This window comes from Nocardioides sp. AE5 (assembly GCF_031844485.1).
Classification (GTDB): domain Bacteria; phylum Actinomycetota; class Actinomycetes; order Propionibacteriales; family Nocardioidaceae; genus Nocardioides.
In genome coordinates this window covers 60,720-85,832 of the sequence record NZ_JAUZVI010000008.1, presented here as the reverse complement: position 1 = coordinate 85,832, position 25,113 = coordinate 60,720, and the positions used below count along the sequence as shown (strand labels likewise).

Annotated in this window: 26 protein-coding genes; 5 read left to right on the top strand and 21 right to left on the bottom strand. The window is 69.5% G+C overall.

Going from position 1 to position 25,113, the window contains the following annotated elements:
• Position 1 precedes the first annotated feature (1 nt).
• Together Q9R27_RS12710 and Q9R27_RS12705 are read left to right on the top strand one after the other, a co-directional pair.
• Positions 2 to 913, top strand: a complete 912-nt coding sequence (locus tag Q9R27_RS12710; RefSeq protein WP_311252757.1) for a hypothetical protein — start codon at positions 2 to 4, stop codon at positions 911 to 913.
• A 7-nt stretch (positions 914 to 920) separates the two neighbouring features.
• On the top strand, positions 921 to 1,676 hold the full coding sequence (locus Q9R27_RS12705; protein ID WP_311252756.1) for a DUF4190 domain-containing protein: 756 nt from the start codon (positions 921 to 923) through the stop codon (positions 1,674 to 1,676).
• Positions 1,677 to 1,879: 203 nt separating this feature from the next.
• On the opposite strand, the gene Q9R27_RS12700 is transcribed toward Q9R27_RS12705, so the two are convergent.
• The 14 genes from Q9R27_RS12700 to Q9R27_RS12635 all read right to left on the bottom strand — a co-directional run bounded on the left by Q9R27_RS12700 (position 1,880) and on the right by Q9R27_RS12635 (position 15,911).
• Positions 1,880 to 3,847 carry a TIGR03960 family B12-binding radical SAM protein gene (locus tag Q9R27_RS12700; protein WP_311252755.1) on the bottom strand — a complete coding sequence of 656 codons (1,968 nt, stop codon included), beginning with the start codon at positions 3,845 to 3,847 and terminating at the stop codon, positions 1,880 to 1,882.
• A 150-nt stretch (positions 3,848 to 3,997) separates the two neighbouring features.
• Positions 3,998 to 5,161, bottom strand: coding sequence for a rod shape-determining protein RodA (gene rodA / locus Q9R27_RS12695; protein WP_311252754.1), 1,164 nt, complete (start codon positions 5,159 to 5,161; stop codon positions 3,998 to 4,000).
• A complete protein-coding gene (gene mrdA, locus Q9R27_RS12690) occupies positions 5,161 to 7,269 on the bottom strand; it encodes a penicillin-binding protein 2 (protein WP_311252753.1) in 2,109 nt (702 codons plus the stop codon). Before mrdA ends, rodA begins: the two co-directional genes overlap by 1 nt.
• Positions 7,269 to 7,787, bottom strand: coding sequence for a rod shape-determining protein MreD (gene mreD / locus Q9R27_RS12685; RefSeq protein ID WP_311252752.1), 519 nt, complete (start codon positions 7,785 to 7,787; stop codon positions 7,269 to 7,271). Before mreD ends, mrdA begins: the two co-directional genes overlap by 1 nt.
• Positions 7,784 to 8,695: a rod shape-determining protein MreC gene (gene mreC, locus Q9R27_RS12680; RefSeq protein WP_311252751.1), complete on the bottom strand. Its 912-nt coding sequence runs from the start codon at positions 8,693 to 8,695 to the stop codon at positions 7,784 to 7,786. The genes mreD and mreC overlap by 4 nt, the downstream gene beginning before the upstream one ends.
• Positions 8,695 to 9,723 carry a rod shape-determining protein gene (locus tag Q9R27_RS12675; RefSeq protein WP_311252750.1) on the bottom strand — a complete coding sequence of 343 codons (1,029 nt, stop codon included), beginning with the start codon at positions 9,721 to 9,723 and terminating at the stop codon, positions 8,695 to 8,697. Before Q9R27_RS12675 ends, mreC begins: the two co-directional genes overlap by 1 nt.
• Positions 9,724 to 9,930: 207 nt before the next feature.
• Positions 9,931 to 10,398 carry a hypothetical protein gene (locus tag Q9R27_RS12670; protein WP_311252749.1) on the bottom strand — a complete coding sequence of 156 codons (468 nt, stop codon included), beginning with the start codon at positions 10,396 to 10,398 and terminating at the stop codon, positions 9,931 to 9,933.
• Entirely contained in the window at positions 10,395 to 12,164 is a 1,770-nt protein-coding gene (locus Q9R27_RS12665; protein WP_311252748.1) for an alpha/beta hydrolase, read from the bottom strand. The genes Q9R27_RS12670 and Q9R27_RS12665 overlap by 4 nt, the downstream gene beginning before the upstream one ends.
• Entirely contained in the window at positions 12,161 to 12,460 is a 300-nt protein-coding gene (locus tag Q9R27_RS12660; protein ID WP_311252747.1) for a hypothetical protein, read from the bottom strand. Before Q9R27_RS12660 ends, Q9R27_RS12665 begins: the two co-directional genes overlap by 4 nt.
• The gene (locus Q9R27_RS12655; RefSeq protein ID WP_311252746.1) at positions 12,457 to 13,029 is read right to left on the bottom strand and encodes a hypothetical protein; all 573 of its coding nucleotides are present in this window, start codon (positions 13,027 to 13,029) and stop codon (positions 12,457 to 12,459) included. Before Q9R27_RS12655 ends, Q9R27_RS12660 begins: the two co-directional genes overlap by 4 nt.
• A gap of 69 nt (positions 13,030 to 13,098) precedes the next feature.
• Positions 13,099 to 13,527: a nucleoside-diphosphate kinase gene (gene ndk, locus Q9R27_RS12650; RefSeq protein WP_311252745.1), complete on the bottom strand. Its 429-nt coding sequence runs from the start codon at positions 13,525 to 13,527 to the stop codon at positions 13,099 to 13,101.
• Positions 13,528 to 13,537: 10 nt separating this feature from the next.
• A complete protein-coding gene (locus Q9R27_RS12645; RefSeq protein WP_311252744.1) occupies positions 13,538 to 14,029 on the bottom strand; it encodes a VTT domain-containing protein in 492 nt (163 codons plus the stop codon).
• 26 nt (positions 14,030 to 14,055) lie between these two features.
• Positions 14,056 to 14,499 carry a DUF4233 domain-containing protein gene (locus Q9R27_RS12640; RefSeq protein ID WP_311252743.1) on the bottom strand — a complete coding sequence of 148 codons (444 nt, stop codon included), beginning with the start codon at positions 14,497 to 14,499 and terminating at the stop codon, positions 14,056 to 14,058.
• Positions 14,496 to 15,911: a folylpolyglutamate synthase/dihydrofolate synthase family protein gene (locus Q9R27_RS12635; protein ID WP_311252742.1), complete on the bottom strand. Its 1,416-nt coding sequence runs from the start codon at positions 15,909 to 15,911 to the stop codon at positions 14,496 to 14,498. Before Q9R27_RS12635 ends, Q9R27_RS12640 begins: the two co-directional genes overlap by 4 nt.
• 90 nt (positions 15,912 to 16,001) lie before the next feature.
• Between Q9R27_RS12635 and Q9R27_RS12630 the strand changes: the two genes are divergently transcribed.
• From Q9R27_RS12630 to valS, 3 genes are read left to right on the top strand one after another with little or no spacing between them, the layout of a single operon-like run.
• A complete protein-coding gene (locus Q9R27_RS12630; protein ID WP_311252741.1) occupies positions 16,002 to 16,469 on the top strand; it encodes a DUF4334 domain-containing protein in 468 nt (155 codons plus the stop codon).
• The gene (locus Q9R27_RS12625) at positions 16,466 to 17,563 is read left to right on the top strand and encodes an NAD(P)-dependent alcohol dehydrogenase (RefSeq protein ID WP_311252740.1); all 1,098 of its coding nucleotides are present in this window, start codon (positions 16,466 to 16,468) and stop codon (positions 17,561 to 17,563) included. The genes Q9R27_RS12630 and Q9R27_RS12625 overlap by 4 nt, the downstream gene beginning before the upstream one ends.
• 51 nt (positions 17,564 to 17,614) lie before the next feature.
• The gene (gene valS, locus Q9R27_RS12620) at positions 17,615 to 20,242 is read left to right on the top strand and encodes a valine--tRNA ligase (protein ID WP_311252739.1); all 2,628 of its coding nucleotides are present in this window, start codon (positions 17,615 to 17,617) and stop codon (positions 20,240 to 20,242) included.
• A gap of 34 nt (positions 20,243 to 20,276) precedes the next feature.
• Here valS and Q9R27_RS12615 read toward each other — a convergent pair whose 3' ends face one another.
• From Q9R27_RS12615 to Q9R27_RS12585, 7 genes are all read right to left on the bottom strand, one after another.
• Positions 20,277 to 20,885, bottom strand: coding sequence for a hypothetical protein (locus Q9R27_RS12615; protein ID WP_311252738.1), 609 nt, complete (start codon positions 20,883 to 20,885; stop codon positions 20,277 to 20,279).
• Positions 20,886 to 21,008: 123 nt separating this feature from the next.
• Positions 21,009 to 22,283: an ATP-dependent Clp protease ATP-binding subunit ClpX gene (gene clpX, locus Q9R27_RS12610; RefSeq protein ID WP_311252737.1), complete on the bottom strand. Its 1,275-nt coding sequence runs from the start codon at positions 22,281 to 22,283 to the stop codon at positions 21,009 to 21,011.
• Between the two features lie 85 nt (positions 22,284 to 22,368).
• The gene (locus Q9R27_RS12605; RefSeq protein ID WP_311252736.1) at positions 22,369 to 22,977 is read right to left on the bottom strand and encodes an ATP-dependent Clp protease proteolytic subunit; all 609 of its coding nucleotides are present in this window, start codon (positions 22,975 to 22,977) and stop codon (positions 22,369 to 22,371) included.
• 1 nt (position 22,978) lies between these two features.
• Positions 22,979 to 23,584 carry an ATP-dependent Clp protease proteolytic subunit gene (locus tag Q9R27_RS12600; protein WP_311252865.1) on the bottom strand — a complete coding sequence of 202 codons (606 nt, stop codon included), beginning with the start codon at positions 23,582 to 23,584 and terminating at the stop codon, positions 22,979 to 22,981.
• 115 nt (positions 23,585 to 23,699) lie between these two features.
• The gene (locus Q9R27_RS12595; RefSeq protein ID WP_311252735.1) at positions 23,700 to 24,182 is read right to left on the bottom strand and encodes a PIN domain-containing protein; all 483 of its coding nucleotides are present in this window, start codon (positions 24,180 to 24,182) and stop codon (positions 23,700 to 23,702) included.
• Positions 24,179 to 24,424, bottom strand: a complete 246-nt coding sequence (locus Q9R27_RS12590) for a ribbon-helix-helix domain-containing protein (protein ID WP_311252734.1) — start codon at positions 24,422 to 24,424, stop codon at positions 24,179 to 24,181. The genes Q9R27_RS12595 and Q9R27_RS12590 overlap by 4 nt, the downstream gene beginning before the upstream one ends.
• Before the next feature lie 97 nt (positions 24,425 to 24,521).
• Positions 24,522 to 24,992: an SRPBCC family protein gene (locus Q9R27_RS12585; protein WP_311252733.1), complete on the bottom strand. Its 471-nt coding sequence runs from the start codon at positions 24,990 to 24,992 to the stop codon at positions 24,522 to 24,524.
• Between the last annotated feature and the right edge of the window lie 121 nt (positions 24,993 to 25,113).

Below are 25,113 nucleotides of genomic sequence, written 5' to 3'. Positions count from 1 at the left end.
CATGTCTTCGAACCAGCCCCCCGCCGGTCCGCCGGAGGAGCCCACCCGCCACGTGGGCCAGCCCCAGGGCCAGAACCCCTACGGGCAGCCCCAGCAAGGCAATCCCTATGGTGCCCCGCAGCAGGGCCAGAACCCGTATGGCGCCCCGCAGCAGGGTGGCCAGCAGTACGGCGCGCCCCAGCAAGGCGGTCAGCAGTACGGCCAGCCCCAGCAGGGCGGCCAGTACGGTGCGCCCCAGCAGGGTGGCCAGCAGTACGGCGCCCCGCAGCAGGGGGGCCAGCAGTACGGCGCACCCCAGCAAGGTGGCCAGCAGTACGGCCAGCCCCAACAGAGCCAGTACGGACAGCAGTACGGCCAGCAGGGCCAGTACGGCGGGCCCCAGCAGTACGGGCAGCAAGGCCCCTACGGCCAGCAGGGCCCGGGCGGCCCCGGCGGCAAGTCGGGTGGTTCCAAGATCTGGCTGATCGTGGTCCTGGTGATCGTCCTGATCGCAGCCATCGTCGGCCTCGTCTTCGGCATCCTCGCCCTCACCGGCGACGACGACAACAAGTCCAGTGGCGTGGCGGTCAACGACCTCAAGGCTGGCGAGTGCGTGAACAGCGCCGACATCGCCGGCGGCAAGGGGTCGATCAACTCGATCGAGAAGGTCAACTGCGACTCCGAGCACGACGCCGAGATCTATGCCACCTACGAGATCTCTGCCGACGAGGCCAAGGACTTCGACATCGACGCAGCCGGCGAGAAGTGCGTTGCCGAGCTGACCGACAAGGGCACCTCGCTCAGCGACCTCGCCGACGAGGGCCAGGAGGTCCGACCGTTGGTCGCCAGCTCCTCGCCGTCCGAGGGTGACCTCGTGGTCTGCTTCACCCGCCACAGCGAGGGTGACAAGCTCACCGGCAAGACGGTCGGGTGATCTGGCGATGACTACTCCTCCCCAGTACCCGGGCGCCGGTGACAACCAGGAGCCGGGCAACAACGAACCGTTCACCCACCAGCCCTACGGCCAGCAGCCGGCGTACGGCCAGCAGCCCGGCGGTTATCCGGCGGGCCAGCCCTACGGCCAGTGGCAGGGTGGCAACGACGCCGGCAAGAGCACCGACGGCCTCTCCATCGCCGCCTTCGTGCTCAGCCTGACCTGCTGCCTCTCCATCGTCGGCATGATCCTGGGCTTCGTCGGCCTGGGGCGCACCAAGGGAGGCCAGCGCAAGGGGCGCTGGGCCGCGGTCTCCGCGATCGCCATCGGTGCGGTGCTGACCCTGGCCAGTGTCGGCATCGGCGTCGGCATCTGGGTCTTCGCCAAGTCGATGGTGACCGAGGACAACGTGGCCGCCGGGATGTGCATGAACGTCAGCGAGAGTTCAGGCGACAGTGTCGGCCTGCGCAAGAAGGAATGCTCGGAGTCCCACGACGCCCAGGTCGTCTATGTCGGCACGTTCGGCGAGATCAAGGACAAGAACCTCAATCCGACGAACATGGACGACCTGACCGACGCGGGTGTCTCCTACGCGGTCTGCCAGTCCCTGCTGGGCTCGGACGTCTCGGCGCTCGAGTCGAGCGTCGACGGCGACCTCAAGTACAACATCGTCCGCTGGGCCGACGACCCGGACGACGACGACACCTTCGCCTGCTACGTGCAGCGCGCGGACAAGAAGAAGCTCACCGAGAAGATCGGCTGATCGATCCCACTACTCCGGGCCGGCATCCACTGGATGCCGGCCCGGAGTCATTTCGAGTGGTCACTCGGAGAGGTCTGGGAGCCCGTTTGGGCGCTCCCAGTGACCACTCGATGTGATCAGCCGCTCGTACCTCGCTCTCGCGGCTCAGACGACAGTCCCTACGGTCGCTTCACCGCGACCCGCTCGTACCTCGCTCCCGCGGCTCAGACGACGGAGAGCGGCAGGAGCTTGCGGCCCGTCGGGCCGATCTGGATCTCGGTGTTCATCTCCGGGCAGACGCCGCAGTCATAGCAGGGCGTCCAGCGGCAGTCCTCGACATCGATCGAGTCGGGGTCGAGCGCGTCCTCCCAGTCCGCCCAGAGCCAGTCCTTGTCCAGGCCGGAGTCGAGGTGGTCCCAGGGCAGGATCTCGTCGTACCCGCGCTCGCGCGTGGTGAACCAGTCCAGGTCGACCCCGGTGCCCTCGAGTGCGCGCTCGGCAGCATCGGTCCACCGCTCGAAGGAGAAGTGCTCGCTCCAGCCGTCGAAGCGACCGCCGTCGCGCCACACCTCCTCGATGATCCGGCCCACCCGACGGTCCCCACGCGAGAGCAGTCCCTCGATGATGCCGGGCTTGCCGTCGTGGTAGCGGAACCCGATCGCCCGGGCGAACTTCTTGTCCGCACGGACCAGGTCGCGCAGCTTCTGCAGCCGGACGTCCGTGGTCTCGTGGTCGAGCTGCGCAGCCCACTGGAACGGCGTGTGCGCCTTGGGCACGAACCCGCCGATGGAGACGGTGCACCGGATGTCGTTGCGCCCCGACACCTCACGCCCCTTCGCGATCACCTTCCGGGCCAGGTCGGCGATCTCCAGGACGTCCTCGTCGGTCTCGGTCGGCAGGCCACACATGAAGTAGAGCTTCACCTGGCGCCAGCCGTGGGAGTACGCCGCAGCAACGGTGCGGATCAGGTCCTCCTCGGTGACCATCTTGTTGATCACCTTCCGCATCCGCTCCGATCCCCCCTCGGGCGCGAAGGTCAGCCCCGAGCGACGACCGTTGCGGGAGAACTCGTTGGCCAGCGAGATGTTGAAGGCGTCCACCCGGGTGCTCGGCAGGGACAGCGAGACGTTGGATCCCTCGTAGCGATCCGCCAGGCCCTTGGCCACGTCACCGATCTCGGTGTGGTCGGCGCTGGAGAGCGAGAGCAGGCCGACCTCCTCGAAGCCGGACTTGCGGATCCCGTTCTCGACCATGTTGCCGATGGTCTCGATGGAACGCTCCCGCACCGGCCGGGTGATCATCCCTGCCTGGCAGAAGCGGCAGCCACGGGTGCAGCCCCGGAAGATCTCCACGCTGAACCGCTCGTGCACGGTCTCGGCGAGCGGCACCAGCGGCTTGGCCGGGTAGGGCCAGGCGTCCAGGTCCATCAGGGTGTGCTTGGAGACCCGGGCCGGTACGCCGGGACGGTTCGGCGTGACCGAGGCAATCTCGCCGGAAGTCTCGTCGTACGTGACGTCATAGAACTTCGGGACATAGACCCCGCCGGAGGCCGCCAGCCGGAAGAGCAGTTCGTCGCGCCCGCCGGGCGATCCCTGCTCCTTGTGCTCGCGGATCACCTCGGAGATCTTCAGCACCACTTCCTCGCCGTCACCGAGCGCCACCGCGTCGACGAAGTCGGCGATCGGCTCCGGGTTGAAGGAGGCGTGTCCGCCGGAGAGGACGATCGGGTCCTCGTCGGTGCGCTCGGTCGCGTGCAGCGGGATCTGCGCCAGGGAGAGCGCGTTGAGCATGTTGGTGTAGCCGAGTTCGGTGGAGAAGCTGATCCCGAAGACGTCGAAGGCACGCACCGGCCGGTGGGAGTCGACGGTGAACTGCGGGATCGGGCCGTCGGCGTCACCGGCGCGCATCACCTTCTCCATGTCCGGCCACACCGAATAGGTGCGCTCCGCGAGGATCCAGTCACGCTCGTTGAGCACCTCGTAGAGGATCGCGACGCCCTGGTTGGGCAGGCCGACCTCATAGGCATCGGGATACATCAGGGCCCACCGCACGGTCGGGCCACCCGTCTCGGACTGCTCGGCGCAGTCCCACTCCTTGACGGTCGAGTTCAGTTCCCCGCCGACGTACTGGATCGGCTTCTGCACCGACGGCAGACGGGGCTCCAGGCGGGCGAAGACGGACTGCGGTGACACGAGAGGACCTCAATGGGGTTGGGGAACGACAGGCAGCACTCAAGGATACGCGGCGGGGCTCACTTGTGCGGTGCTGTGGACGGAAACGGGTCGCACAGCACTACTCCAGCGACCGTTCCCCGCGTTACACCTGGAAAAAGGGGGCGGGCGTCACAGGCGCAGCAGCGGACGCGCGTTGAGCGCGAGGCCGGTCGGCAGCAGGGAGCTGGAGCGCAGGTGGATGTTCTGCACCAGGCCCAGCGCCAGCATCCCGGCGAACATCGACGAGCCGCCGTAGGAGACGAACGGCAGCGGCACGCCGGTCACCGGCATGATGCCCAGGCACATCCCGATGTTCTGGAACGCCTGGAACCCGATCCAGCAGGCGATCCCGGAGGCGGCGATCCGGCCGAACATGTCATCGGCATGCACCGCGATCGCCAGGCAACGCCACACCACGATGGCGAGCAGCGCGATCATTGCGCCGGCCCCGAGGAGGCCGAGTTCCTCCCCCGCGACGGTGAAGATGAAGTCGGTGTGCTGCTCGGGGACGAACCCGGAGCGGGTCTGGGACCCGTCGAAGAGGCCCTGCCCGAAGACGCCGCCGTTGCCGATCGCGATCCGCGCCTGCTCCACGTTGTAGCCGGCACCCCGCGGGTCCAGGTCCGGGTTGGTGAAGGCCATGAACCGGTCGAGCTGATAGGGCTTGAGGAAGCCGAGCACCACGGCCGCCACCGCCGCCGCTCCCCCGGCCAGGACCAGCCCGACCAGCCAGCGCCGCGAGGCCCCCGCCACGGCGAGCACCCCGAAGACGGTGGCCGACAGCACCAGCATCGTGCCCAGGTCGGGCTGCAGCAGGATCAGGGCCGCCGGGATCCCGGCAATGACCAGCATCCCGATCACGTCGACGCTGTTGACCCGGCGCCGCCACGCCCCCTGCGTCCGCTCCGCGACCAGGAGCCCCATGCCGACCACCACCGCCAGCTTGGCGAACTCCGAGGGCTGGATGGACATGCCGCCCAGCATCAGCCACGAGCGCGAACCGTTGACGGTGGTCCCCATCGCCAGGACCATCACCAGGCCGGCGATCGAGGCCAGGTAGACCAGCGGCGCCACGATCCGCAGCCAGCGGTGGTCGATCGCCAACACCACCACGAAGAGCACCGCACCGATCGCCACGTTGACCAGGTGCTTCTCCAGGTACGCCGTCGAATCACCGCCGGTCAGCGCGGGCCGGGCCGAGGTCGCCGACCAGACCAGCAGGGAGCCCAGCACGACCAGGCCCATCACCGCGCCGGTGAGGATCCAGTCCAGTCCCGGAGTACGCCGTGCCATCAGCGCTCCCTGGCCGGCGGGAGGATCGAGCCGTCCTCGGCGAAGACCGGCAGTTCGTCGCTCTGCACGACGCCGGGCACCGCTGCCCGGGCAGGGTCGACGTCGCCCTCGTCGACGCCGTACAGCGCCTCCCAGATCTGACGGATTGCCGGGCCCGAGGTGCCCGAGCCGGTGCCGCCCTGGGAGACCATCATCACCACGACGTAGTCATCGGAATAGGACGCCACCCACGAGGTCGACTGCTTGCCGTGCACCTCGGCCGACCCGGTCTTGGAGCGGATCTCCACCTCGTCCAGGGGGAACCCGTTCATCCGCCAGGCCATCGTCCCCCGGCGGGTGACGCCCTTGAGCGCGTCGTCGACATAGCCGAGCACCTCCGGGGGCACGTCGACGGTGGCCTGCACGGTCGGCTCGAACTCCTTGACCACGGCACCGTCCGGGTCCACGATCGCCTTCGCCACCCGCGGCTCGTACAGCGTGCCGCCGTTGGCGAAGGCGGCGTACGCCCGGGCCAGTTGCAGCGGGGTGACGATCGTGTCGCCCTGGCCGATGGAGAAGTTGACCGCGTCGCCGGCCCGGTAGGCATAGCCCTCGAGGCAGAACTCGTGGGCGAACTTCTTCAGGAACGCGCTGGCGTCGGCCGGCGGGTCCTGGTCAATGCCGCAGTAGTAGTCCTTCTGCGACTCGAAGTACTGCCGCTTCCACTTCCGGTCCGCGATCCGCCCCGGCGCCTCACCCGGCACGTCGATCCCGGTGGTCGCGCCGAACCCGAACTCCTTGGCCTCCTCGACCAGCGGGTCCTTGGCGTTCACATCCGAGACGTCGCGCCCGAAGCGGTTCCAGTAGTCATAGCCGATCCGGTAGAAGAAGGTGTTGCAGGAGACCTCCAGCGCCCGGTCGAACCCGATCGAGCCATAGGCACCGGACTCGTAGTTCTTGAAGGCCCGGTTGCCGACCTGGAACGACGAGGAGCAGTTCAGCCGGGTGTCCATCCCGTAGCCGTTGGTCAGGGCGCCCACCGTCATCATCGGCTTCCACGTCGACCCGGGCGCGAACTGGCCCTGGGTGGCGCGGGAGAGCAGCGGGGTGCCGGCCTCCTCCGAATAGAGGCGGTCCAGTTCCGCCTGGCTGATCCCGTTGACCCACACGCCCGGGTCGTACGTCGGCTGGCTGGCCATCGCGACCACCCGGCCGGTCTGCGCCTCCAGCACCACCACGGCGCCCGAGTCGGCGACGTACTTCTTGCCCGAGACCGGGTCGTGGGTGGCGCGCGCGGTTGTGATGGTCTCGGCGAGTTGCTGCTCGACCACGGACTGGACCTTCGCGTCCAGCGTGGTGACCAGGGTGGATCCCGGCGTGCCGGCGTCCAGGCTGTGCTCGTTCATCACCATGCCCATCGAGTTCACCTCGACGCGCTGGTAGCCGGGCATCCCGCGCAGGTAGGCGTCGTACTGCTTCTCGACGCCGGCCCGGCCGACCCGCGACGCCCCGTTGACCGAGGTGTCGCCGGCCTCCTCGGCCTCGTCCAGTTCGCCGGAGGTGATCGGGCTCAGGTAGCCGAGCAGGTGGGCGGCGTTGATCCCGTAGGGCTGCGGGTAGGCGCGCACGGATTCGCGCTGGGCGATCACCCCCGGATAGTCCTCGGCCTGCTCCTTGATCTTCAACGCCACGTCGGGGTCGACGTCGTTGGCCACCGGCACCGGCTGGTACGGCGATCCGTTCCAGCAGGTGCCCCGCACCGCATCGGCGTCACCACAGTTGAGCAACCGGGCCTGGATCGCCTCCGGCTCGATGCCGACCACGGTGGCCACCCGCTCGACCAGCAGCGCGCGCTCCTCGACGGGCAACTTGCCGAGCGTGGTCCGGTCGATCGCGACCACCCAGGAACTGCGGTTGGTGACCAGCGGCCGCCCCTGGGCATCGACGATCAGGCCGCGGTCGGGCTGGAGCACGATCTCGCGGACAGACTGGGAGGCAGCGCGGGCCTGGTAGACCTCGCCGCCGGCCACCTGGACATACCAGAGGCGGGCGAAGAGGGTCGCGAAGAGACTGATCACCAGCGCTTGGACGACGAGCAGGCGCAACCGGCTGCGGGTCCGGGTGTCCATCAGTAGGCCACCTGGGCGGGCGCAGGTCGCATCCGCCGGAAGAGGGCCATCACCACGGGCAGCACGAACGGGGTGAGCAGCACGTCCCAGACCACGGCGATCAGGATCACCTGGATCATCTCCGCGACCGGGACCAGCGGGTCGCGCAGGATGAGCCCGCTGAGCGCGAAGATGGAGGTGCCGATGAACGAGGCGGCAGCGACGGTGAGCACCACCGCACTGGCGGTGGGTCGGGCATCCTGGCGGACCCTGCCCGCGACGTAGCCGACCAGCACCAGGGCCAGCGCCCAGCGGCCCGCCACGTGGTCGGCTGGCGGTGCCAGGTCGACCAGGACGCCGGCGACGAAGCCGAGCACGGCCGCGAACTCGGGCCCGCGGACCAGGGCCGCGCCGACCACCACCAGCAGCGCCAGGTTGGGCACCACGCCCTGCCAGGCGAAGTGCGGGAAGAGGCTCACCTGCAGGACCAGGGCAACGGCGACGACCAGCAGGGCGACCACGGCGCGGACGACACTCATGGGCGCTCCCTCGCCTCGATCACCGTCCGGTCCGAGGTGGTGCCCCGCGGCACCACGACACCGACCAGGTCCAGTGCGGTGAAGTTCACGAAGGGTTCGATGACGGCGCGCCGGGAGGTGTCGCGCGGGCTGTTGTAGACCGAGGCCACCCGGCCGATCGGCACGCCGGCGACGTACGGCGCACCGTTCTCACTGCCCCAACTGGAGACGACGTCCCCGGTCGCGGCGATGATCGAGTCGTCCATCAGGTCCAGGTCCAGGCGCGCCTCGCCACCGATCTCGCCGCGCCCCGACAGGAAGCCCATCTCCAGGCTCGAGGCGAGCCGGGCGCCGACCACCGAGTCGGCGTCGACGATCAACAGCACCGTCGCGGTCGTGCTGGTCACCCGGATCACCCGGCCGACCAGGCCGTCGTTGTTCAGCACGGTCATGTCCGCGTGCAGGCCCGCGTCGCTGCCGGCGTCGATGGTCACGGTGTGCTTGAACGACTGGCGCGAGCCGATCGCGATCACCCGGGCCGGGACCAGGTCGTGGCCGGTCTCCGAGGCGGCCCTGGTCAGGCCGTCGTACTCGGCGAGGCGGTTGCGGTCCAGGTCGGAAGCGTTCACGGTGCGGCGCAGTTCGGCGTTCTCCGCCTCGAGGCGGCGTACGTCCTGGCGCAGGTGGTTGCGGGTGCGGAAGTAGTCCGGGATCGCCGCGAACGGGCGGACCACGCCGGCAGTGACCGACTCGACCGGTCCGAACGCCTCCCCGGCCACCCGGCGGACCGGTTCCAGGGGCGAGTCGGTGCCCGTGCGGGCGTCGAGGGTGATCAACGTGGCGCAGGCCAGCACCAGGGCCAGGAGGATCGAGGACGAGGAACGGCCGCGACGCTCCCGCGAGCCGGAGCCCTTCCAGCGCTTCTCCATCACAGCCGCCGGGCGTCCGTGACCAGGACCTGCTGCAGGGCGTCGAACTCCTCGACGCACTTGCCGGCGCCGAGCGCCACCGAGCTGAGCGGTTCGTCGGCCACGTGGACCGGCATCCCGGTCTCGTGGCGGATCCGCTCGTCCAGGCCACGCAGCAGCGCACCGCCGCCGGTGAGCACGATGCCCCGGTCCATGATGTCGCCGGCCAGTTCGGGGGGCGTCTGGTCCAGGGTGGTCCGCACCGCGTCGACGATGTTGTGCAGCGGCTCCTCGAGGGCCTGGCGCACCTCGGCGCTGGAGACCACGACCGTGCGCGGCAGGCCGGAGACCATGTCGCGCCCGCGGACCTCGGCCTCGGGCTCCTTGGGCAGCGGGAACGCCGATCCGAGGCTCATCTTGATCTCCTCGGCGGTCCGCTCCCCCAGCATCAGGGAGTACTCCTTCTTCATCCACGCGATGATCGACTGGTCCAGGTCGTCGCCCGCGGTGCGGATGGAGAGGGAAGTGACGATGCCGCCGAGCGAGATGACGGCGACCTCGGTGGTGCCGCCGCCGACGTCGACGACCATGTTGCCGGTCGCCTCGTGGACCGGCAGGCCGGCGCCGATCGCGGCCGCCATCGGCTCCTCGACGATGTAGACCCGGCGGGCCCCGGCCTGGTAGCCGGCCTCCTTGACGGCGCGCTGCTCGACGGCGGTGATCCCGCTCGGCACGCAGATCACCAGGCGCGGCTTGGCGAAGTAGCGGCGGCGGTGCACCTGCTGGATGAAGAAGCGGAGCATCTGCTCGGTGGCGTCGAAGTCGGCGATCACGCCGTCCTTGAGCGGACGGATCGCGGCGATGTTGTCGGGGGTGCGCCCGATCATCCGCTTGGCCTCGTGGCCGACGGCAAGGACCTCGTGGGTGGTGGCGTTGAGCGCGACCACTGACGGCTCGTCCAGCAGCACGCCCTTGCCGCGGACGTAGACCAGCGTGTTGGCCGTGCCGAGGTCGACGGCCATGTCGCGCCCGATCAGGCTGTTCGCCATCGGAAAACCCTTGCTCGTTGTGGTGTTCGGGGAAGGTGGGCACACCACCACAGGTGCGTCCACGACGAGCGTAAGAGGGTGTCCACCCGACTTCCGGCAGGACACGCGGACGCTTGCTCAGCCAGTCAGCGGCCCCCACCGGCTGAGCCTGCGGGGCTCACCTCCAGCACACCTCGTCCCTCGGCGTACCTCCGGCTCACTCCTCGCTCAGCCGAGCGGGTCCGGATCCGCTCCGGCGTAGGCCCTGGCCCGTTCCCGGCCCAGTTCGAAGCAGGTGTCGTCGCTGCCGGTGAAGACCAGCGCCGCCGCCCCGGAGAGGCATTCGACCATGACCCGGACCGGGCCCCGGGTGGCGACGACCCGTTGCGCCATGGTCTGGTCAGCGTCGATGGTGAAGCCGTGCCCGGCTAGCAGCTCCGCGGCGCGCGCCACCGCCGCCTCGGGGTCCACCCCTGCCCCGTCGGCGAGGTCGACCCTCCCGCGCACGCTCCACGAGTACGCCGTGGGGCCACCCAGGTCGTTGGCGCAGGGGTTGTACCGCCCCTGGCTGAACCGCAGCGTGCCCGACACCTGCTGGACCAGGTCCGCCACGACCGGTCCGGTTGCCTCGATCACCCCGGCCCGGGCGCGGGCCAGCTCCTGCTCGGCGTCGGCCTGCCTGGAGGCGCGGCTCACCGCACCTCCTGGTCCGTGCGTGGCTGCTCGATGGTGGCGTCCTCCTCCGGGTCGACGCTCCCGCGATACCACGGGTCGGTGACCGGATCGGCCAGCATCAGGTCGTCGTGGTGGCCGGTGACGATCTGCCCCATGTTCCACAACGACTCCGTGTTGGGGTCGTAGTAGTTGGTGTGCATCTCGATCAGTCCGCTGCCGGGGTCCTCGGCCTGGAAGCGGATCGCACCGAAGTCGTCCTCGGCCGGGTCGCGGCCCAGCCCGATCCCGCCGACGCTTCCCTTGCCCACCCAACCCTTGTCGCCCAGGTCGGCGACGAAGTCCTCGCTGTTGCGACCGACGTAGAAGCGCCCCTCGGGCACGTCCAGGTCGGCGACGGTGTCCGCCGGGCCCATCCCGGGCGCACCGATCACGACGGCCGCATCCACGTCCACGTCGTGGCTGGACAGGGTGTGGGCCAGGGTGGCCGCACCATAGGAGTGCCCGATCGCGGTCAGGTTGGCCGGGTCGTCGGGGCGGGAGGCGCGGAGCCCGTCGAGGGTGTCGGCCAGCCGGGCCCCGCCCTCACGGGCCAGGTCCTCGCGGACCACGCCGGCGGAGTCGCTGGTGAACGGGTTGCCGCTCGGTGCGTCGTAGTCGATCCAGGCCAGCACCGCGGTCGAGGAGTCCGGATGCATGCTGCGCGAGGCGTCGTACAGGTTGGCGGCGGCTCCGCTGTGTTCACCGATCGACTGCATGGTGGAGGTGAGCCCGGGCACCGCGACGGCCACGTTGTCGGCGGTGTCCAGGTCGCCGATGCTGATCGCCACGCCGCCGTCGCCGCCGAAGGCTCCGGGGTCATAGGTGTAGAGGTGTGCCACCACCGGGTCACCGGTGACCGGGTCGGCGCGCTCGCCGAGGTTCTCCAGCGCATCACGGGCGGCCAGCGCGTTGTCGAGGCGCTGCTCGATGTCGGCCCGGGTGTCCGGGTCGCTGACGCCGCGGTCGAGGAGGTTCTGCCACCTCTCGATGTCGCCGTTCATCCGGGCCCGGTTGGCTTCCCCGCGCGCTGCGGCCGGGAGCCCGTCCAGGTTGCCGATCACCTCCGGTGCACTGGTGATCACGGCGCGCTGCTGGGCCGGCGAGAGGGCCGCCCACCAGAGGTGGTTGTCCTCGGCGTCCCCGTCGGGGTCGAGCCCGGCCAGCGCCTCGCTGGCCAGGTCGGGCTGGCCGGCGACGTGGCGGCGCACCTGCTCCATGGTGCGCAGCGAGGCGAAGACCTGGGCCATCGCGGACTCCTCGGCAGCAAGGTCCTCGCGCCACCGGGTCGCATCCTGGTCGAGGACCTGGGCCCGTCCGGCCAGCGACTGTGACCACCGCTCCAGCCAGGCACGGTCGCCCTCGTCGGAGGAATCCAGGGCGAGGCGCAACTCGTCGATCTCCCGCCCCAGCACGGTGTGGCGATGCTTCAGTTCGTCGCGGCGCCACTGCAGGCCGTCGAGCGCCTCGGCATGGGCGTCCACCTCCAGCGAGACCCCGCGCAGCGCCTCGGCCGAGGGTTCGGTCCGCCCGGCCAGGGCGGTGATCTCCGCCTGGTAGCGGTCGGCGTCCTCGCCGACCCACTCGGGCGTGGTCCGTCCGGCGTCCAGGTCGCCGACGTCGACCAGCCGGGCGGCCACATCGACCAGGCCGTCGGCGAAGTCACGGACCTGGCCGGTGTCCCATTCCCCGACCAGGCGCAGTTCGGGCAGGGCGGGCACCTGGATGGTGAACGCCGCGGTCCCGCTCATCGTCCGTCCCCGTTGAGGTCCAGGGTGCAGAACCGGTCCTCGACGACCTGCTCGGTCTCCACATAGGTGGTCACCACGGAGCCGAGCCGTTCCCCGATGCTGGCTGACTCGGCGGCGAAGCCGTCCACGTTGCTGGTCCAGTCCTCGGTGAAGGCGCGTGCGGCGGGGGTGACCCGCTCGCTGAAGCCGGCCATCGGCAGCGAGGCCAGCAGCGCGCATCCCTCGCCCAGTTGCTCCTGCTGCTGGACCCAGGCCCGGCCCATCGCGCCGACGGCGATCGGATCGATCTGGATCATCGCGCTCCCCCGTCCAACTCGGCCAGGGTGGTGCGCAGGGCGGCCTCCCACGACAGGTGGCACTCGAGTTGGCACACTCCCGTCGCGACGGCGTACGTCGCGTGGACCGGGCCTCCGTCGCTGTCCGCGTCGAGGCGGAGCACGGGGCCTTCGCTGCGGCGTGCCTCCGCCTCGCCGAGCGCGTCGGCCAGGCGGTCGAGGAACGCCTGGCCGGCCTCATCGCTGCTGGGGGCAGCCGCCGGGACGTGGACGATCCGCGCCCAGGCCCGGACGCGGACCTGGTGGCGGTCAGCGCCGGGGGCGCGGTGGAAGCCGTGCTGCACCTGCACGTCGTACGCCGCGTCCGTGTCGTCGCCCCAGAGGCTCAGTGCCGCCGCTCGCGCCCGGGCCAGGCGCTCCTCGAGTTCGTCGAGGTCGAGAAGGCCTGCCGGAGCGGGTTCGGACGGCGCGGCAGCGGGATCGGCCGGCTGTGCCGGGGGCAGGACCACCAGGTTGACGTCGGGGTGCCTGGCCCGCACCGTGTCCCAGAACGGGTCACCGATGAGGGCGGCAGCGGGCATGAGATCCATGCCACATGCATACCCCGAAACCGCCTCGGCCGAAACCGGGGCGGGCGAACCTGTGGAAAACCGGTGGCGTCAGGCGCCGGGGAACCAGATCGCGATCTCGCGGGCGGCCGACTCGGGCGAGTCGGATCCGTGGACGATGTTCTGCTGGACCTTCAGGCCCCAGTCGCGGCCCAGGTCGCCCCGGATCGTGCCGGGCAGGGCGGCCGTGGGGTCGGTGGCGCCGGCCAGGGCTCGGAACCCCTCGATGCAGCGCTGGCCCTCGATCACGATCGCGGTGATCGGACCCGACGACATGAACTCCAGCAGCGGCTCGTAGAAGGGCTTGCCCTCGTGCTCGGCGTAGTGCGCCTCGAGTTGTTCCCGGGTGGGCGTCACCACAGCAAGCGAGACCGGGACATAGCCCTTGGCCTCGATCCGGCGCAGCACCTCTCCGCTGAGCCCGCGGCGATAACCGTCGGGCTTGACCAGGACCAGGGACCTCTCGATGGATTCAGTCACGCCCCACAGCCTAGTGGGGCCGGATCCGGCGGCGCCGCCAGCCCACCACGGCAGCCACGGCCAGCACCGCGGCGAGGGCCGCAGCGATCCCCCATCCGGTGGTCAGGCCGGCTGCGATCGCGGCATAGAAGGCCGACATCCCGATCGTGGTCCACACCAGCGCCCAGGCCATGCATCCGGGGATCATCACCAGGGTGTATTGCCAGGCCGGCATCCGGATCACGCCGGCAGCGGCATTGACCACGGTCTGCGCGCCCACGGTCAGGAAGGAGAGCGGGACCGCGATCAGTCCCCACCGCTGGACCAGGTCACGACCGCGCCGGGCCGAGGTGCCCTCGAGCCATCGGTGCACGCTGGCACGCCAGCCGTGCTCGGGCGCGGTGTGACTGAGTGCCTGGCTGGTCACCACCCGGGCGATCCAGTACGTCGCCTGGGTGCGGAGGAAGACGATGCCGAGGAAGAGCAGCCAGACCGCGAGCAGCGGTCCTTCGGGCTTCTCCACGCGGCGAGCCTACGTCGCGGCCCGGATCACCGTGCCGGGGCACGCCCCCCGGGCTCCGCAGCGTCGTCGTCGGCCGGGTCATCGCCAGCGGCGGTTGCCTGCTCCGCGTCGTACGCCGCGAACGCGGCGGCACGCTCGTCCTCGATCTTGCGCCCCAGGAAGTAGGCGCTGCCCCACAGCAGCGCGAAGAGCGCACCGATGAAGAACATGATCGGCACCAGGAAGCCCATCGCCACGGCCCCGGCCTGCACGCCCCAGCCCAGCGTGTAGCCCCACTCCTTGCGGAGCATGCCCGCCACGACCAGCGCGGCCAGGGCCAGCCCGAGCCCGATCGCGACCGCTGCCGGCCAGGCGACCTCGGCGACCGTGATCATCACCGGCGTGGCCAGGCCCAGGGCGACCGCCTCCAGGGTCAGGATCGCCGCGCACATCGCCCGCCGCGGCGACTTCTCGCGCTCCGGGGTGCTCACTGCTGACCCCCGTTCGTCGCGCGTCCGGGTTCCTGGCGGCGTTGCAACAGGGTGCGGGCCTCCCCCACGGTGACCACCGAACCGGTGACCAGGACGGCACCGGAGCCGATGGAGACGCTGATCGCCTCACCGGCCTCGGCCAGCGTGGCCGCGACGTCGATCGCCTCGGCCAGGCGTGGCGCCACCGCGACCCGGTCCTCGCCGAAGACCTCGATCGCGGTGGTGGCCAGGGCCTCGGCGGGCAGGGCCCGCTCGGTGGAGTTCTGGGTGCAGACCACGTGGGCCAGGTGCGGCTCGAGTTCGACCAGGAAGGCCTCGTAGTCCTTGTCGGCCATCACCCCGATGACGCCGACCAGCGGGTCGAAGGCGAACGAGTCGGCCAGCGCCTCACCCAGGGCCGTGGCACCGTGCGGGTTGTGCGCCGCATCGAGGAGAACGGTGGGGCTGCGGCGTACGATCTCGAGCCGCCCGGGCGAGGTGACCCCGGCGAATGCCTCGCGGACCAGGTCGTCGGAGAGCGGTTCGTCGGCGAGCAGCGCCTCCACCGCCGCCAGGGCGACGGCGGCATTCTGCGCCTGGTGGGCGCCGTACAGGGGCAGGAAGACCTCGTCATAACGGGCCCGCAGCCCCTGCAGGGTGACCACCTGGCCTCCCACCGCGGCCGCGCGCGAGACGACGCCGAACTCCATGCCCTCGCGGGCGATGGTGACCTCGCCCACCTCGGCGGCGTGCTGCAGCAGGACGGTGGCCACCTCCGCGCTCTGCTCGGCCAGGACGACCGTCGAGCCGGGGTTGATGATGCCGGCCTTCTCATGCGCGATGGCGATCGCATTGTCGCCGAGGTACGCCGCATGGTCGACGCCGATCGGCCCGATCACGGCGACCTTGTTCTGCACCACGTTGGTGGCGTCCCAGCGGCCTCCCATGCCGACCTCGACGATGGCGACGTCGACAGGCGCCTCGGCAAAGCGGGCGTAGGCCATCCCGACCACGGTCTCGAAGAAGGAGAGCGGGTGGGGCTGGTCTGCGTCCACCAGGTGCGTGTAGGGCGCGACGTCGTTGAACGCCTCGATGAACTCCTCGTCGCTGAGCGGTTCGCCGTCGATGCAGATCCGCTCGCTCATCTTCTCCACGTGCGGGCTGGTGAACCGCCCGGTGCGCAACTCGAGCGTGCGCAGCAGGGAGTCGATCATCCGGCTGGTGGAGGTCTTGCCGTTGGTGCCGGTCAACTGGATCACCTGGACGGCGTCCTGTGGGTCGCCGAGCAGTTCGAGGAAGGCCTGGATCCGGTCCAGGGACGGTTCGAGCCGGGTCTCGGGCCACCGCGAGAGCAGCGCGTCCTCGGCCTCGGCGAAGGTGCGGGCGGGGCGGGGCGCGTGGCCGTCTGGGTCAGTCGTCGCAGAGTCAGTCATCTCGGGGGCAAGTCTATGCGGAGCGACCATGCGTCCACCCCGTGGTCACTGACGATGACAGCATCACTGTCATCGTCATAGGTTGGCGCCATGTCGACCCTCGAACGGTTCCGCACGCTGCGTGACGCCGCCTCCCCCTCGACCGATGACCTGGACGCCCTGTGGGCCGACCTCGCCCCGGTGCGGGCAGCGGACCTGCTCGGCCACTGGCGCGGCGGCGACTTCGCCACCGGGCACGTCATCTCCACCGTCCTGGAGAAGTCACGCTGGCACGGCAAGTGGTTCGACGGGCTGCTGGAGGTCACCCCCATCGTGTGCCGCGACGAGGACGACAAGTTCGTCGCGAACACGAAGGCGGCCGGCGGAGGCGGTGCCAGCCTGTGGGACCTCGAGTTCCGCGGGGAGGTCACCGCGACCATGGTCTATGACAGGCTGCCGGTCTTCGACCACTTCAAGGCCGTCGACGACGGCCTGCTGATGGGGATCATGAACGGCAAGTTGCAGGCCACCTACGGCATCACCGACCTCTACTACTTCTGGCTGGAGCGCGACGCATGAAGACCACCGCAGCAGTGAGCGAGGCCCCCGGGGCCGACTTCGTCCTGGCCGAGGTGGAACTCGACGAACCCCGCGCCGACGAGGTGCGCGTGCGGATCGTCGCCACCGGGTTGTGCCACACCGACCTGTCGGTGCGCGACACGCTGCCGGCGGAGATGTTCCCCCGTGTCTTCGGGCACGAGGGTGCCGGCGTGGTCGAGGCGGTCGGTGCCGACGTCACCGGCATCGAGGTCGGCGACCACGTGGTGGCCAGCTTCCGGGCCTGCCGCGCGTGCGCCAACTGCACCACGCTGGGCGTGGGCTATTGCACCGACACCGTGGCACTGAACTACATGGGCTTCCGGATGGACGGGTCCACGACGTACACCCGCGACGGCGCGCCGCTGTATGGCTCGTTCTTCGGGCAGTCCAGCTTCGCGCAGCACGCGATCGCCCACGCCGACAACCTGGTCGTGGTCGACAAGTCCCTGGACCTGACCCGGCTGGGGCCCTACGGCTGCGCCTTCCAGACCGGCGCCGGCACGGTGCTGAACGTGCTGCAACCCGGCGCGGACGACTCCCTGGTCGTGTACGGCGTCGGCGCCGTCGGCGTGGCTGCCCTGGCCGCCGCCCGCTCCCTGGGCGTCGGGACCGTGGTCGCCGTCGACCTGCAGCCGGCACGCCTCGAGGTCGCGGCCGCGCACGGGGCCGTCTGCGTCAACCCGGGCGACCTCGGCGAGACCAGCGTGGTGGACCGGGTCAAGGAACTGACCGGCGGCGGCGCCTCGCACGCGGTGGACACCACCGGGGTCGCCGCCGTCATCAAGGACGCGGTGGCTGCGCTGCGCCCGCGCGGCGAGCTCGTGGTGCTCGGCCTCGGCGCACCGACCTTCGAACTCGACGCGGTCGACATCATGATGAACGGCAAGGTGGTCCGCGGCTCGGTCGAGGGTGACTCCGACCCGCAGGTGACCATCCCGCAATTGCTCGACCTGGCCGCCTCGGGCGCCTTCGACGTGGACTCGCTGATCACCACCTATCCGTTCACCGAGATCAACGCCGCGGCCGCCGACGTACTCGCCGGGAAGGTGGTCAAGCCCGTCCTGGTCTGGTGAGGCGCCGAACTGGTTTTCACTGCCGCAACACGCGCAACTAAGATCACGCGCATGAACCAGAACCCGCAGAGCACCGACCTGTCCGAGACGACGCCCGCCCAGCCGCGTGCCGTCGTCGTACCGGACAAGCCGGCGCTCGAGGGACTGGAGGAGAAGTGGTCGCAGCAGTGGAAGGCCGATGACACCTACGCCTTCGACCGCACCCAGCCGCGGGAGAACGTCTACTCCATCGACACACCCCCGCCCACCGTCTCCGGCTCGCTGCACGTCGGGCACGTCTTCTCCTACACCCACACCGACCTGATCGCCCGCTACCAGCGGATGCAGGGCAAGACGGTCTTCTACCCGATGGGCTGGGACGACAACGGCCTGCCCACCGAGAGACGGGTCCAGAACTACTTCGGTGTCCGCTGCGACCCCTCGCTCCCCTACGACCCGGACTTCACGCCCCCGGCCAAGCCCGACCCGAAGAAGCAGGTCCCGATCTCGCGGCCGAACTTCGTCGAGCTCTGCGAGCAGCTCGTGGTCGAGGACGAGAAGGCGTTCGAGGACCTGTGGCGCCGCGTCGGCGTCTCGGTGGACTGGTCGCAGGACTACACCACCATCGGCCCGAAGGCGCAGAAGGTCAGCCAGACCGCCTTCCTGCGCAACCTCGCCCGCGGCGAGGCCTACCTGCAGGAAGCACCCACGCTGTGGGACGTCACCTTCCAGACCGCGGTCGCCCAGGCCGAACTGGAGGCCCGTGAGTACGCCGGCGCCTACCACCGCGTCGCCTTCCACCGTGCCGACGGCTCGCCGATCCACATCGAGACCACGCGCCCCGAGCTGATCCCGTCGGTGGTCGCGCTGATCGCCCACCCCGACGACGAGCGGTACGCCGACCTGTTCGGGTCGACGGTCACCTCGCCGGTCTTCGGCGTGGAGATCCCGGTGCTCGCCCACCCCGCCGCCGAGCCCGACAAGGGCGCCGGCATCGCGATGTGCTGCACCTTCGGTGACCTCACCGACGTGCAGTGGTGGCGCGAGCTGCAACTGCCGGTGCGCACCGTGATCGGCCGCGACGGTCGCTTCCTGCGCGAGACCCCCGCCTGGCTCTCCGCGGACGCCGCGTCCACGGCGTACGCCGACCTGGCCGGCAAGACCGTCTTCAGCGCCCGCGAGGCGATGGTCGCCAAGCTCCGCGAGGCGGGCGACCTGGACGGCGAGCCGAAGCCGACGCAGCGGATGACGAACTTCTTCGAGAAGGGCGACAAGCCGCTCGAGATCGTCGCCACCCGGCAGTGGTACATCCGCAACGGTGGCCGGGACGCGGACCTGCGTGCCGCGCTGGTCGCCGACGGCGCCGAGATCACCTGGGTCCCGGCGCACATGAAGCACCGCTACGACAACTGGGTCAGCGGCCTCAACGGCGACTGGCTGATCTCGCGCCAGCGCTTCTTCGGCATCCCGTTCCCGGTCTGGTACCGCCTGGACGCCGACGGCGAGCCCGACTACGAGAACCCGCTGCTGCCCACCGAGGAGCAGTTGCCGATCGACCCGTCCACCGACGCCCCCGCCGGGTACGACGAGGCGCAGCGCGGCCAGGCCGGTGGCTTCATCGGTGACCCGGACGTGATGGACACCTGGGCAACCTCGTCCCTGACCCCGCACATCGCGGGCGGCTGGGAGAGCGACAACGACCTCTTCGAGCGGGTCTTCCCGATGGACCTGTGCACCCAGGCCCACGACATCATCCGGACCTGGCTCTTCTCCCGGGTGGTGCGGGCGCACCACGAGAACGGCGTGGTGCCGTGGAAGCACGCCCTGGTCTCCGGCTTCGTGATGGACCCGGACCGCAAGAAGATGTCCAAGTCCAAGGGCAACGTGGTGGTCCCGACCGAGATCCTGTCGAAGTTCGGCTCGGACGCGGTCCGCTGGCGGGCCGCGATGGCCCGACCGGGCCTGGACTCGCCGTTCGACGAGACCCAGATGAAGGTCGGCCGCCGCCTGGCGATGAAGGTGCTCAACGCATCCAAGTTCGTCCTGGGCAACGTGGGCGCCAGCGAGCGGAACCTGCTGGCGATCACCACCCCGGTCGACTGTGCCTTGATCGGCCAGCTGGCCAACACGATCACCGCGGCCACCGACGCGTTCGACGAATACGACTACACGACGGCCCTGGAGACGATCGAGAAGTTCTTCTGGGAGTTCTGCGACGACTACCTCGAACTGGTCAAGGAGCGGGCGTACGACGCCGACGGCGGCAGCGCGACCGAGTCCGCCCGGGCGACCCTGGCAGTGGCACTGCATGCAGTGCTGCGCCTGCTGGCACCCTTCCTGCCCTATGTCACCGAGGAGGTCTGGTCCTGGTGGCAGGAGGGTTCGGTGCACCGTGCCGCATGGCCGGTCGCGACCGACCTCGGCTCCGCTGCCTCGGCCAGCCCCGCACTGCTGGGCCACGTCGCCGATGCCCTGGCAGAGATCCGCGGCGCGAAGTCACGGGCGAAGGTCAAGCAGCGCCACCCGGTCGACCAGGTCAGGTTCAGCGGGCCGGCTGACGTCATTGCCGGGGTGGAGAAGGCACGCGAGGACCTCATCCGGGTCGGCAGTGTCACCGGCGACATCGTCCTGGAGGTCGTCGACGGCGCGACCGAACTGAGTGCCGAGGTCGACCTGGCCGAGGTGCCCGAGCAGGAGTGATCCGGGCCTCGCACTGCTTCAACGCAGCGCGGGCTCAGTGCCGGCGGCCCCGGTTCCCGTCCCGGCCCCGGGGCTTGTTGCCCTTCGGCTTGGCGTGGTTGCCCTTGCCCTGGTTCGCCTTGCCCTTGCCACGGTTGGCGCTGCCCCGGCTGGCGTTGTCCTGCTGCTTGCCCTTCGCCTTGCCGCGGTTCGACTCCGACCGGGAGCGGTCGTCACCACGGCCGGCGCGCTGGTCAGGGCGGGCCTTGCCGCGGTTGCCGTGCCCGGCACCCTGCTTGCCGGACTTGGCCGTGCCACGGTCGCTCGCCTGCGGCGCCCGGGGCGCGCGGTCCGTGCCTCGCTGCGGTGCGGGCTGTTGCTTCGCCGCGGACCGGGCCTCAGGCTCGGGCGCCGGAGTCGCCGGTTCGGCGGGAGCCTGTGCCGGTGCGGGCTCCTCGGCCTCGGCGCGGCGCGCACCGCCGCCGGCCACTTCGGTGCTCACCAGGCGCATCTCGTGGGCAATGCTGGCGCTGTGGAACGCATCGGAGCCCCCGCGCAGCACATCGATGAACGCCTGGGCGCGGACCGTATAGGCCATGAAGGTGGCGCACAGGAGGGTGAGGACAAGAAACGCATACAGCGGCTTCTTGTGTTGTGAACTCATCCTGCTCCCTGGTCCCACCGACGGACGATCGGCCCCATTCTTCCCCGTGGCAGGCGCTGATCCCGCATCCGCCGTGAAAAATGGCCCAAAAGGACTAGGCGGTCGTGGTCAGGCGGTCCTCGGTCAGGCGGACTTCTTCTTCTTTGTCTCGCGCGGGACCAGGGTCGGGGCGACGCCGTCGTTGACGACCTCGTCGGTGACGACGACCTTCTCGATGTCGTCACGCGAGGGCACGTCGTACATCACGTGGAGCAGGGTCTCCTCGATGATGGCGCGCAGCCCGCGGGCGCCGGTGCCCCGCTCCATCGCCTTGTCGGCCACGGCACGGACGGCCTCGTCGGTGAACTCGAGTTCGACCCCGTCCAGCTCGAAGAGGCGCTGGTATTGCTTGATCAGTGCGTTCTTGGGCTCCACGAGGATCTGCACCAGTGCTGCCTGGTCCAGCTTGTTCACGCTGGCGATCAACGGCAGGCGGCCGATGAACTCGGGGATCAGGCCGAACTTGGTGAGGTCCTCGGGACGGACCTGGGCGAGCAGTTCCTCGGCCTCGCGCTCGGCCTGGCCGCGGACCTCCGCGGTGAAGCCAAGGCTCTTCTTGCCGACGCGCTGCTCGATGATGTGCTCGAGGCCGGCGAAGGCACCACCCACGATGAAGAGGATGTTGGTGGTGTCGATCTGGATGAACTCCTGGTGCGGGTGCTTGCGACCACCCTGCGGCGGGACCGAGGCCGAGGTCCCCTCGAGGATCTTCAGCAGCGCCTGCTGCACGCCTTCACCGGAGACGTCGCGCGTGATCGACGGGTTCTCCGCCTTGCGGGCAACCTTGTCGATCTCATCGATGTAGATGATGCCCGTCTCGGCCTTCTTGACGTCGTAGTCGGCCGCCTGGATCAGCTTGAGCAGGATGTTCTCGACGTCCTCGCCGACATAGCCGGCCTCGGTCAGCGCGGTCGCGTCGGCGATCGCGAACGGCACGTTGAGCATCCGGGCCAGGGTCTGGGCCAGGTAGGTCTTGCCGCAACCGGTCGGCCCCATCACCAGGATGTTGGACTTGGCCACCTCGACGGCCTCGTCCTTGGCGTGCTTGCCGATCTCGGAGACGCCGGCCTGGACCCGCTTGTAGTGGTTGTAGACGGCGACGGCCAGGGACTTCTTGGCCTGCTCCTGGCCGATCACGTAGGAGTTGAGGAACTCGAAGATCTCCTTGGGCTTGGGGAGCTCCTCCAGCCCGACGTCGGAGCGCTCGCTGAGCTCCTCCTCGATGATCTCGTTGCACAGGTCGATGCACTCATCGCAGATGTAGACGCCGGGGCCGGCGATCAGCTTCTTCACCTGCTTCTGGCTCTTTCCGCAGAAAGAGCACTTGAGCAGGTCGCCTCCGTCACCTATGCGTGCCACGGGCGGTCATCCTTCCTCAGCGATCAACTTCTTGACGGTACCCCGTGCCTGCCCCCAGCGGGCGGCAGACACGGGGTCAACCACGTCAGGCCAGGGCTGCGGCCGACTTGCGCGATTCGAGGATCGCGTCGATCAGTCCGTACTCCACCGCGGCCTCCGCGGTGAGGATCTTGTCGCGCTCGATGTCGCGGCTGACGTCCTCGATCGCCTTGCCACTGTGGTCGGCGATCATCGACTCGAGCAGCTCGCGCATCCGGATGATCTCGTTGGCCTGGATCTCCAGGTCGGAGATCTGTCCGCCCGTGCCCTCGGTGTAGGGCTGGTGGATCAGGATGCGGGCGTTGGGCAGGGCGAGTCGCTTGCCCGGCGCACCCGCTGCAAGCAGCACCGCCGCGGCGGAGGCTGCCTGTCCGAGGCAGACGGTCTGCACGTCCGGCTTGATGAAGCGCATCGTGTCGTAGATGGCCGTCAGCGCCGTGAACGAGCCACCGGGGCTGTTGATGTAGAGCGAGATGTCGCGATCCGGGTCCATGGATTCCAGGGAGAGGAGCTGCGCCATCACCGCGTTGGCGACGTCGTCGCTGATCGGCGTGCCGAGGAAGATGATCCGCTCCTCGAAGAGCTTGCCGTAGGGGTCGATCCGGCGGAAGCCGTAGGAGGTCCGCTCTTCCCACTGGGGAATGTAGTAGTTCATCTCAGGCCTCGGTCTCTCGTGCGTTGGTGATCACCTTGTCGATGAGGCCGTATTCAAGGGCCTGCTGCGGGGTGAACCAGCGGTCGCGGTCGGAGTCGCGCTCGATCTCCTCGACACTGCGCCCGGTGTGGAAGGCGATCAGCTCGCCGAGCTGCTTCTTGAGCAGCAGGCTCTGCTCGGCCTGGATCTTGATGTCGGAGGCGGAGCCGCCGATGCCGCCCGAGGGCTGGTGCATCATGATCCGGGCGTGCGGCAGCGCGAAGCGCTTGCCCTTGGTGCCCGCGCAGAGCAGGAACTGCCCCATCGAAGCGGCCAGCCCCATCCCGACGGTGACCACATCGTTGGGGATGTAGTTCATCGTGTCGTAGATGGCCATGCCCGCGTCGACGGAGCCACCCGGCGAGTTGATGTGCAGGAAGATGTCCGCCTCGGGATCCTCCGCGGAGAGCAGCAGCAACTGCGCGCAGATGGCGTTGGCGTTGGAGTCGCGCACCTCGGAGCCGAGGAAGACGATCCGCTCGCGCAGCAGGCGCTGGTAGATGTGGTCATCGAGGCCGTTGGCCGAACCGCCGCCGTTGGACTCGACGGAGCGCCGGGGCTCATTCATCTGGGTCTTGTTGGAAGTCACAATGCGACATTAGCGGCCATCGCCGACACATCCACGCGTTCGGTGCGCCTGTTCGCCCACAGCAGATTCAGCACCTGACGCGCCGTACCCGCGGTCACCGCGCAACCATGCGTCGAACGAACGGGCGTGGATGGGTGATGAGACAACCGTGCCAGTTGGGTCCGAGGTCGAGCAGGTCGTGGTCGCTGGTGACGATGACGAGTGCATCGACCCCGGGGTCCTTGGCCAGCGAGACGATGAGGTTGTCCTCATAGTCGCTGATCCCATGGTCACGCTCTCGGGGTTCGATGACTGCACCCCCGGAGAACTCACACATCTCTGCGATGGCGGCAATGAACGCATCCACGGTGGCAGTGGTGTGACCAGTCGTGCGCAGCACCCGGGCCACGTTGCGCAGGATGTGCGGTGAGGTGAAGAGGCGGAAGCGTGCGGCGAAGGCGAGTGACACGGCGTCGGCCGCGGGATTCCCGGTCGTCGGCGGTACATCGGGCAACAGGGGCCAACTGCCATCGTCGCCGAGGATGTAGTCGAGATAGACGTTGACGTCGAAGGCGACCGCCGTGGACGGGTCGATCACGGCGCAGTGGTGTCGCGGATCAACTCCAGCACTTCCTCGGTCGAATAACGACGCCCACCGCGCTCGGCGCGAGCCTGGTCCCGCAGGGCGTGCATCCGCTCGAGGCGCAACCGTCCCTGGTAGTCACGCACGGCCAGGCGCAGGAACTCACTGCGGTTTCCATGCCCGAAATGCTCCACGACCTCGTCGAGTGCCGGACGCAGGTCATCTGCGATGGCAATGCCAACAGTCTTCGCACCCATGACGCCTCCTGGTTGCTTATTCATAATCAACCACTTTCAGGCTAGCAGGTCGCCCCTGGGTCGAGAGCGTCGTCAGGCGGATCGTCCGCCGGCGTACTCAGCGCCTTTCGACCGCGGCCTTCAGGGCAGCGAGCGTCCGCCCCATGCCTTCCTCGAGTTCGTCCGCGTGCGATTCGCTGCCGCCCAGGAGCAGTGGGGCGACGATCCGGCTGGCCAGGGCAAGCGAGCCCGCAGGGACCGGACGCCGGTGCACCACCCGGGTCTGCCCCTCGCCGACAGGAGTGAGCTCATAGATCCAGCGCGCACCGCTGGAGGTGGTGTCCCAGGCCAGGCGCTCGGCCGGTGCGAGGTCGGCGACCACGTTGCGGGTCGGCCACACGAAGAACTTGCGCCGATTGATCCCCAGGTACCACTGGCCGGGCCGCAGCCCTCCCCGCTTGAGCGGGATCATCCGCACCGTCTCCGGGCTGAACTCCGGCATCCGGCCCAGGTCGGACAGCACGGCCCACACCTCGTCGACGCCGGCCTCGATCGTGATCTCGGCCCGCAGCTCGCGATCAGCACTCATCACACCGTTCCTTCCTGTCCTCGTGCCGGTCGGCACCCGTGGAGCACACCATTTTTCGCCGTACGCCGGCGCCCGGACCACACAGTGGGAACGCGCGTTGACTCTCCCCTGCCCCGATTCG

Excerpts from the sequence above, each read along its gene's own strand:
- Q9R27_RS12710 (WP_311252757.1), top strand. The coding sequence starts at position 2 with ATGTCTTCGAACCAGCCCCCCGCCGGTCCGCCGGAGGAGCCCACCCGC.
- Q9R27_RS12705 (WP_311252756.1), top strand. The coding sequence starts at position 921 with ATGACTACTCCTCCCCAGTACCCGGGCGCCGGTGACAACCAGGAGCCG.
- rodA (WP_311252754.1), bottom strand. The coding sequence starts at position 5,161 with ATGGCACGGCGTACTCCGGGACTGGACTGGATCCTCACCGGCGCGGTG.
- mrdA (WP_311252753.1), bottom strand. The coding sequence starts at position 7,269 with ATGGACACCCGGACCCGCAGCCGGTTGCGCCTGCTCGTCGTCCAAGCG.
- mreD (WP_311252752.1), bottom strand. The coding sequence starts at position 7,787 with ATGAGTGTCGTCCGCGCCGTGGTCGCCCTGCTGGTCGTCGCCGTTGCC.
- mreC (WP_311252751.1), bottom strand. The coding sequence starts at position 8,695 with ATGGAGAAGCGCTGGAAGGGCTCCGGCTCGCGGGAGCGTCGCGGCCGT.
- Q9R27_RS12675 (WP_311252750.1), bottom strand. The coding sequence starts at position 9,723 with ATGGCGAACAGCCTGATCGGGCGCGACATGGCCGTCGACCTCGGCACG.
- Q9R27_RS12665 (WP_311252748.1), bottom strand. The coding sequence starts at position 12,164 with ATGAGCGGGACCGCGGCGTTCACCATCCAGGTGCCCGCCCTGCCCGAA.
- Q9R27_RS12660 (WP_311252747.1), bottom strand. The coding sequence starts at position 12,460 with ATGATCCAGATCGATCCGATCGCCGTCGGCGCGATGGGCCGGGCCTGG.
- Q9R27_RS12655 (WP_311252746.1), bottom strand. The coding sequence starts at position 13,029 with ATGGATCTCATGCCCGCTGCCGCCCTCATCGGTGACCCGTTCTGGGAC.
- Q9R27_RS12635 (WP_311252742.1), bottom strand. The coding sequence starts at position 15,911 with ATGACTGACTCTGCGACGACTGACCCAGACGGCCACGCGCCCCGCCCC.
- Q9R27_RS12630 (WP_311252741.1), top strand. The coding sequence starts at position 16,002 with ATGTCGACCCTCGAACGGTTCCGCACGCTGCGTGACGCCGCCTCCCCC.
- Q9R27_RS12625 (WP_311252740.1), top strand. The coding sequence starts at position 16,466 with ATGAAGACCACCGCAGCAGTGAGCGAGGCCCCCGGGGCCGACTTCGTC.
- valS (WP_311252739.1), top strand. The coding sequence starts at position 17,615 with ATGAACCAGAACCCGCAGAGCACCGACCTGTCCGAGACGACGCCCGCC.
- Q9R27_RS12615 (WP_311252738.1), bottom strand. The coding sequence starts at position 20,885 with ATGAGTTCACAACACAAGAAGCCGCTGTATGCGTTTCTTGTCCTCACC.
- Q9R27_RS12605 (WP_311252736.1), bottom strand. The coding sequence starts at position 22,977 with ATGAACTACTACATTCCCCAGTGGGAAGAGCGGACCTCCTACGGCTTC.
- Q9R27_RS12600 (WP_311252865.1), bottom strand. The coding sequence starts at position 23,584 with ATGAATGAGCCCCGGCGCTCCGTCGAGTCCAACGGCGGCGGTTCGGCC.
- Q9R27_RS12590 (WP_311252734.1), bottom strand. The coding sequence starts at position 24,424 with ATGGGTGCGAAGACTGTTGGCATTGCCATCGCAGATGACCTGCGTCCG.
- Q9R27_RS12585 (WP_311252733.1), bottom strand. The coding sequence starts at position 24,992 with ATGAGTGCTGATCGCGAGCTGCGGGCCGAGATCACGATCGAGGCCGGC.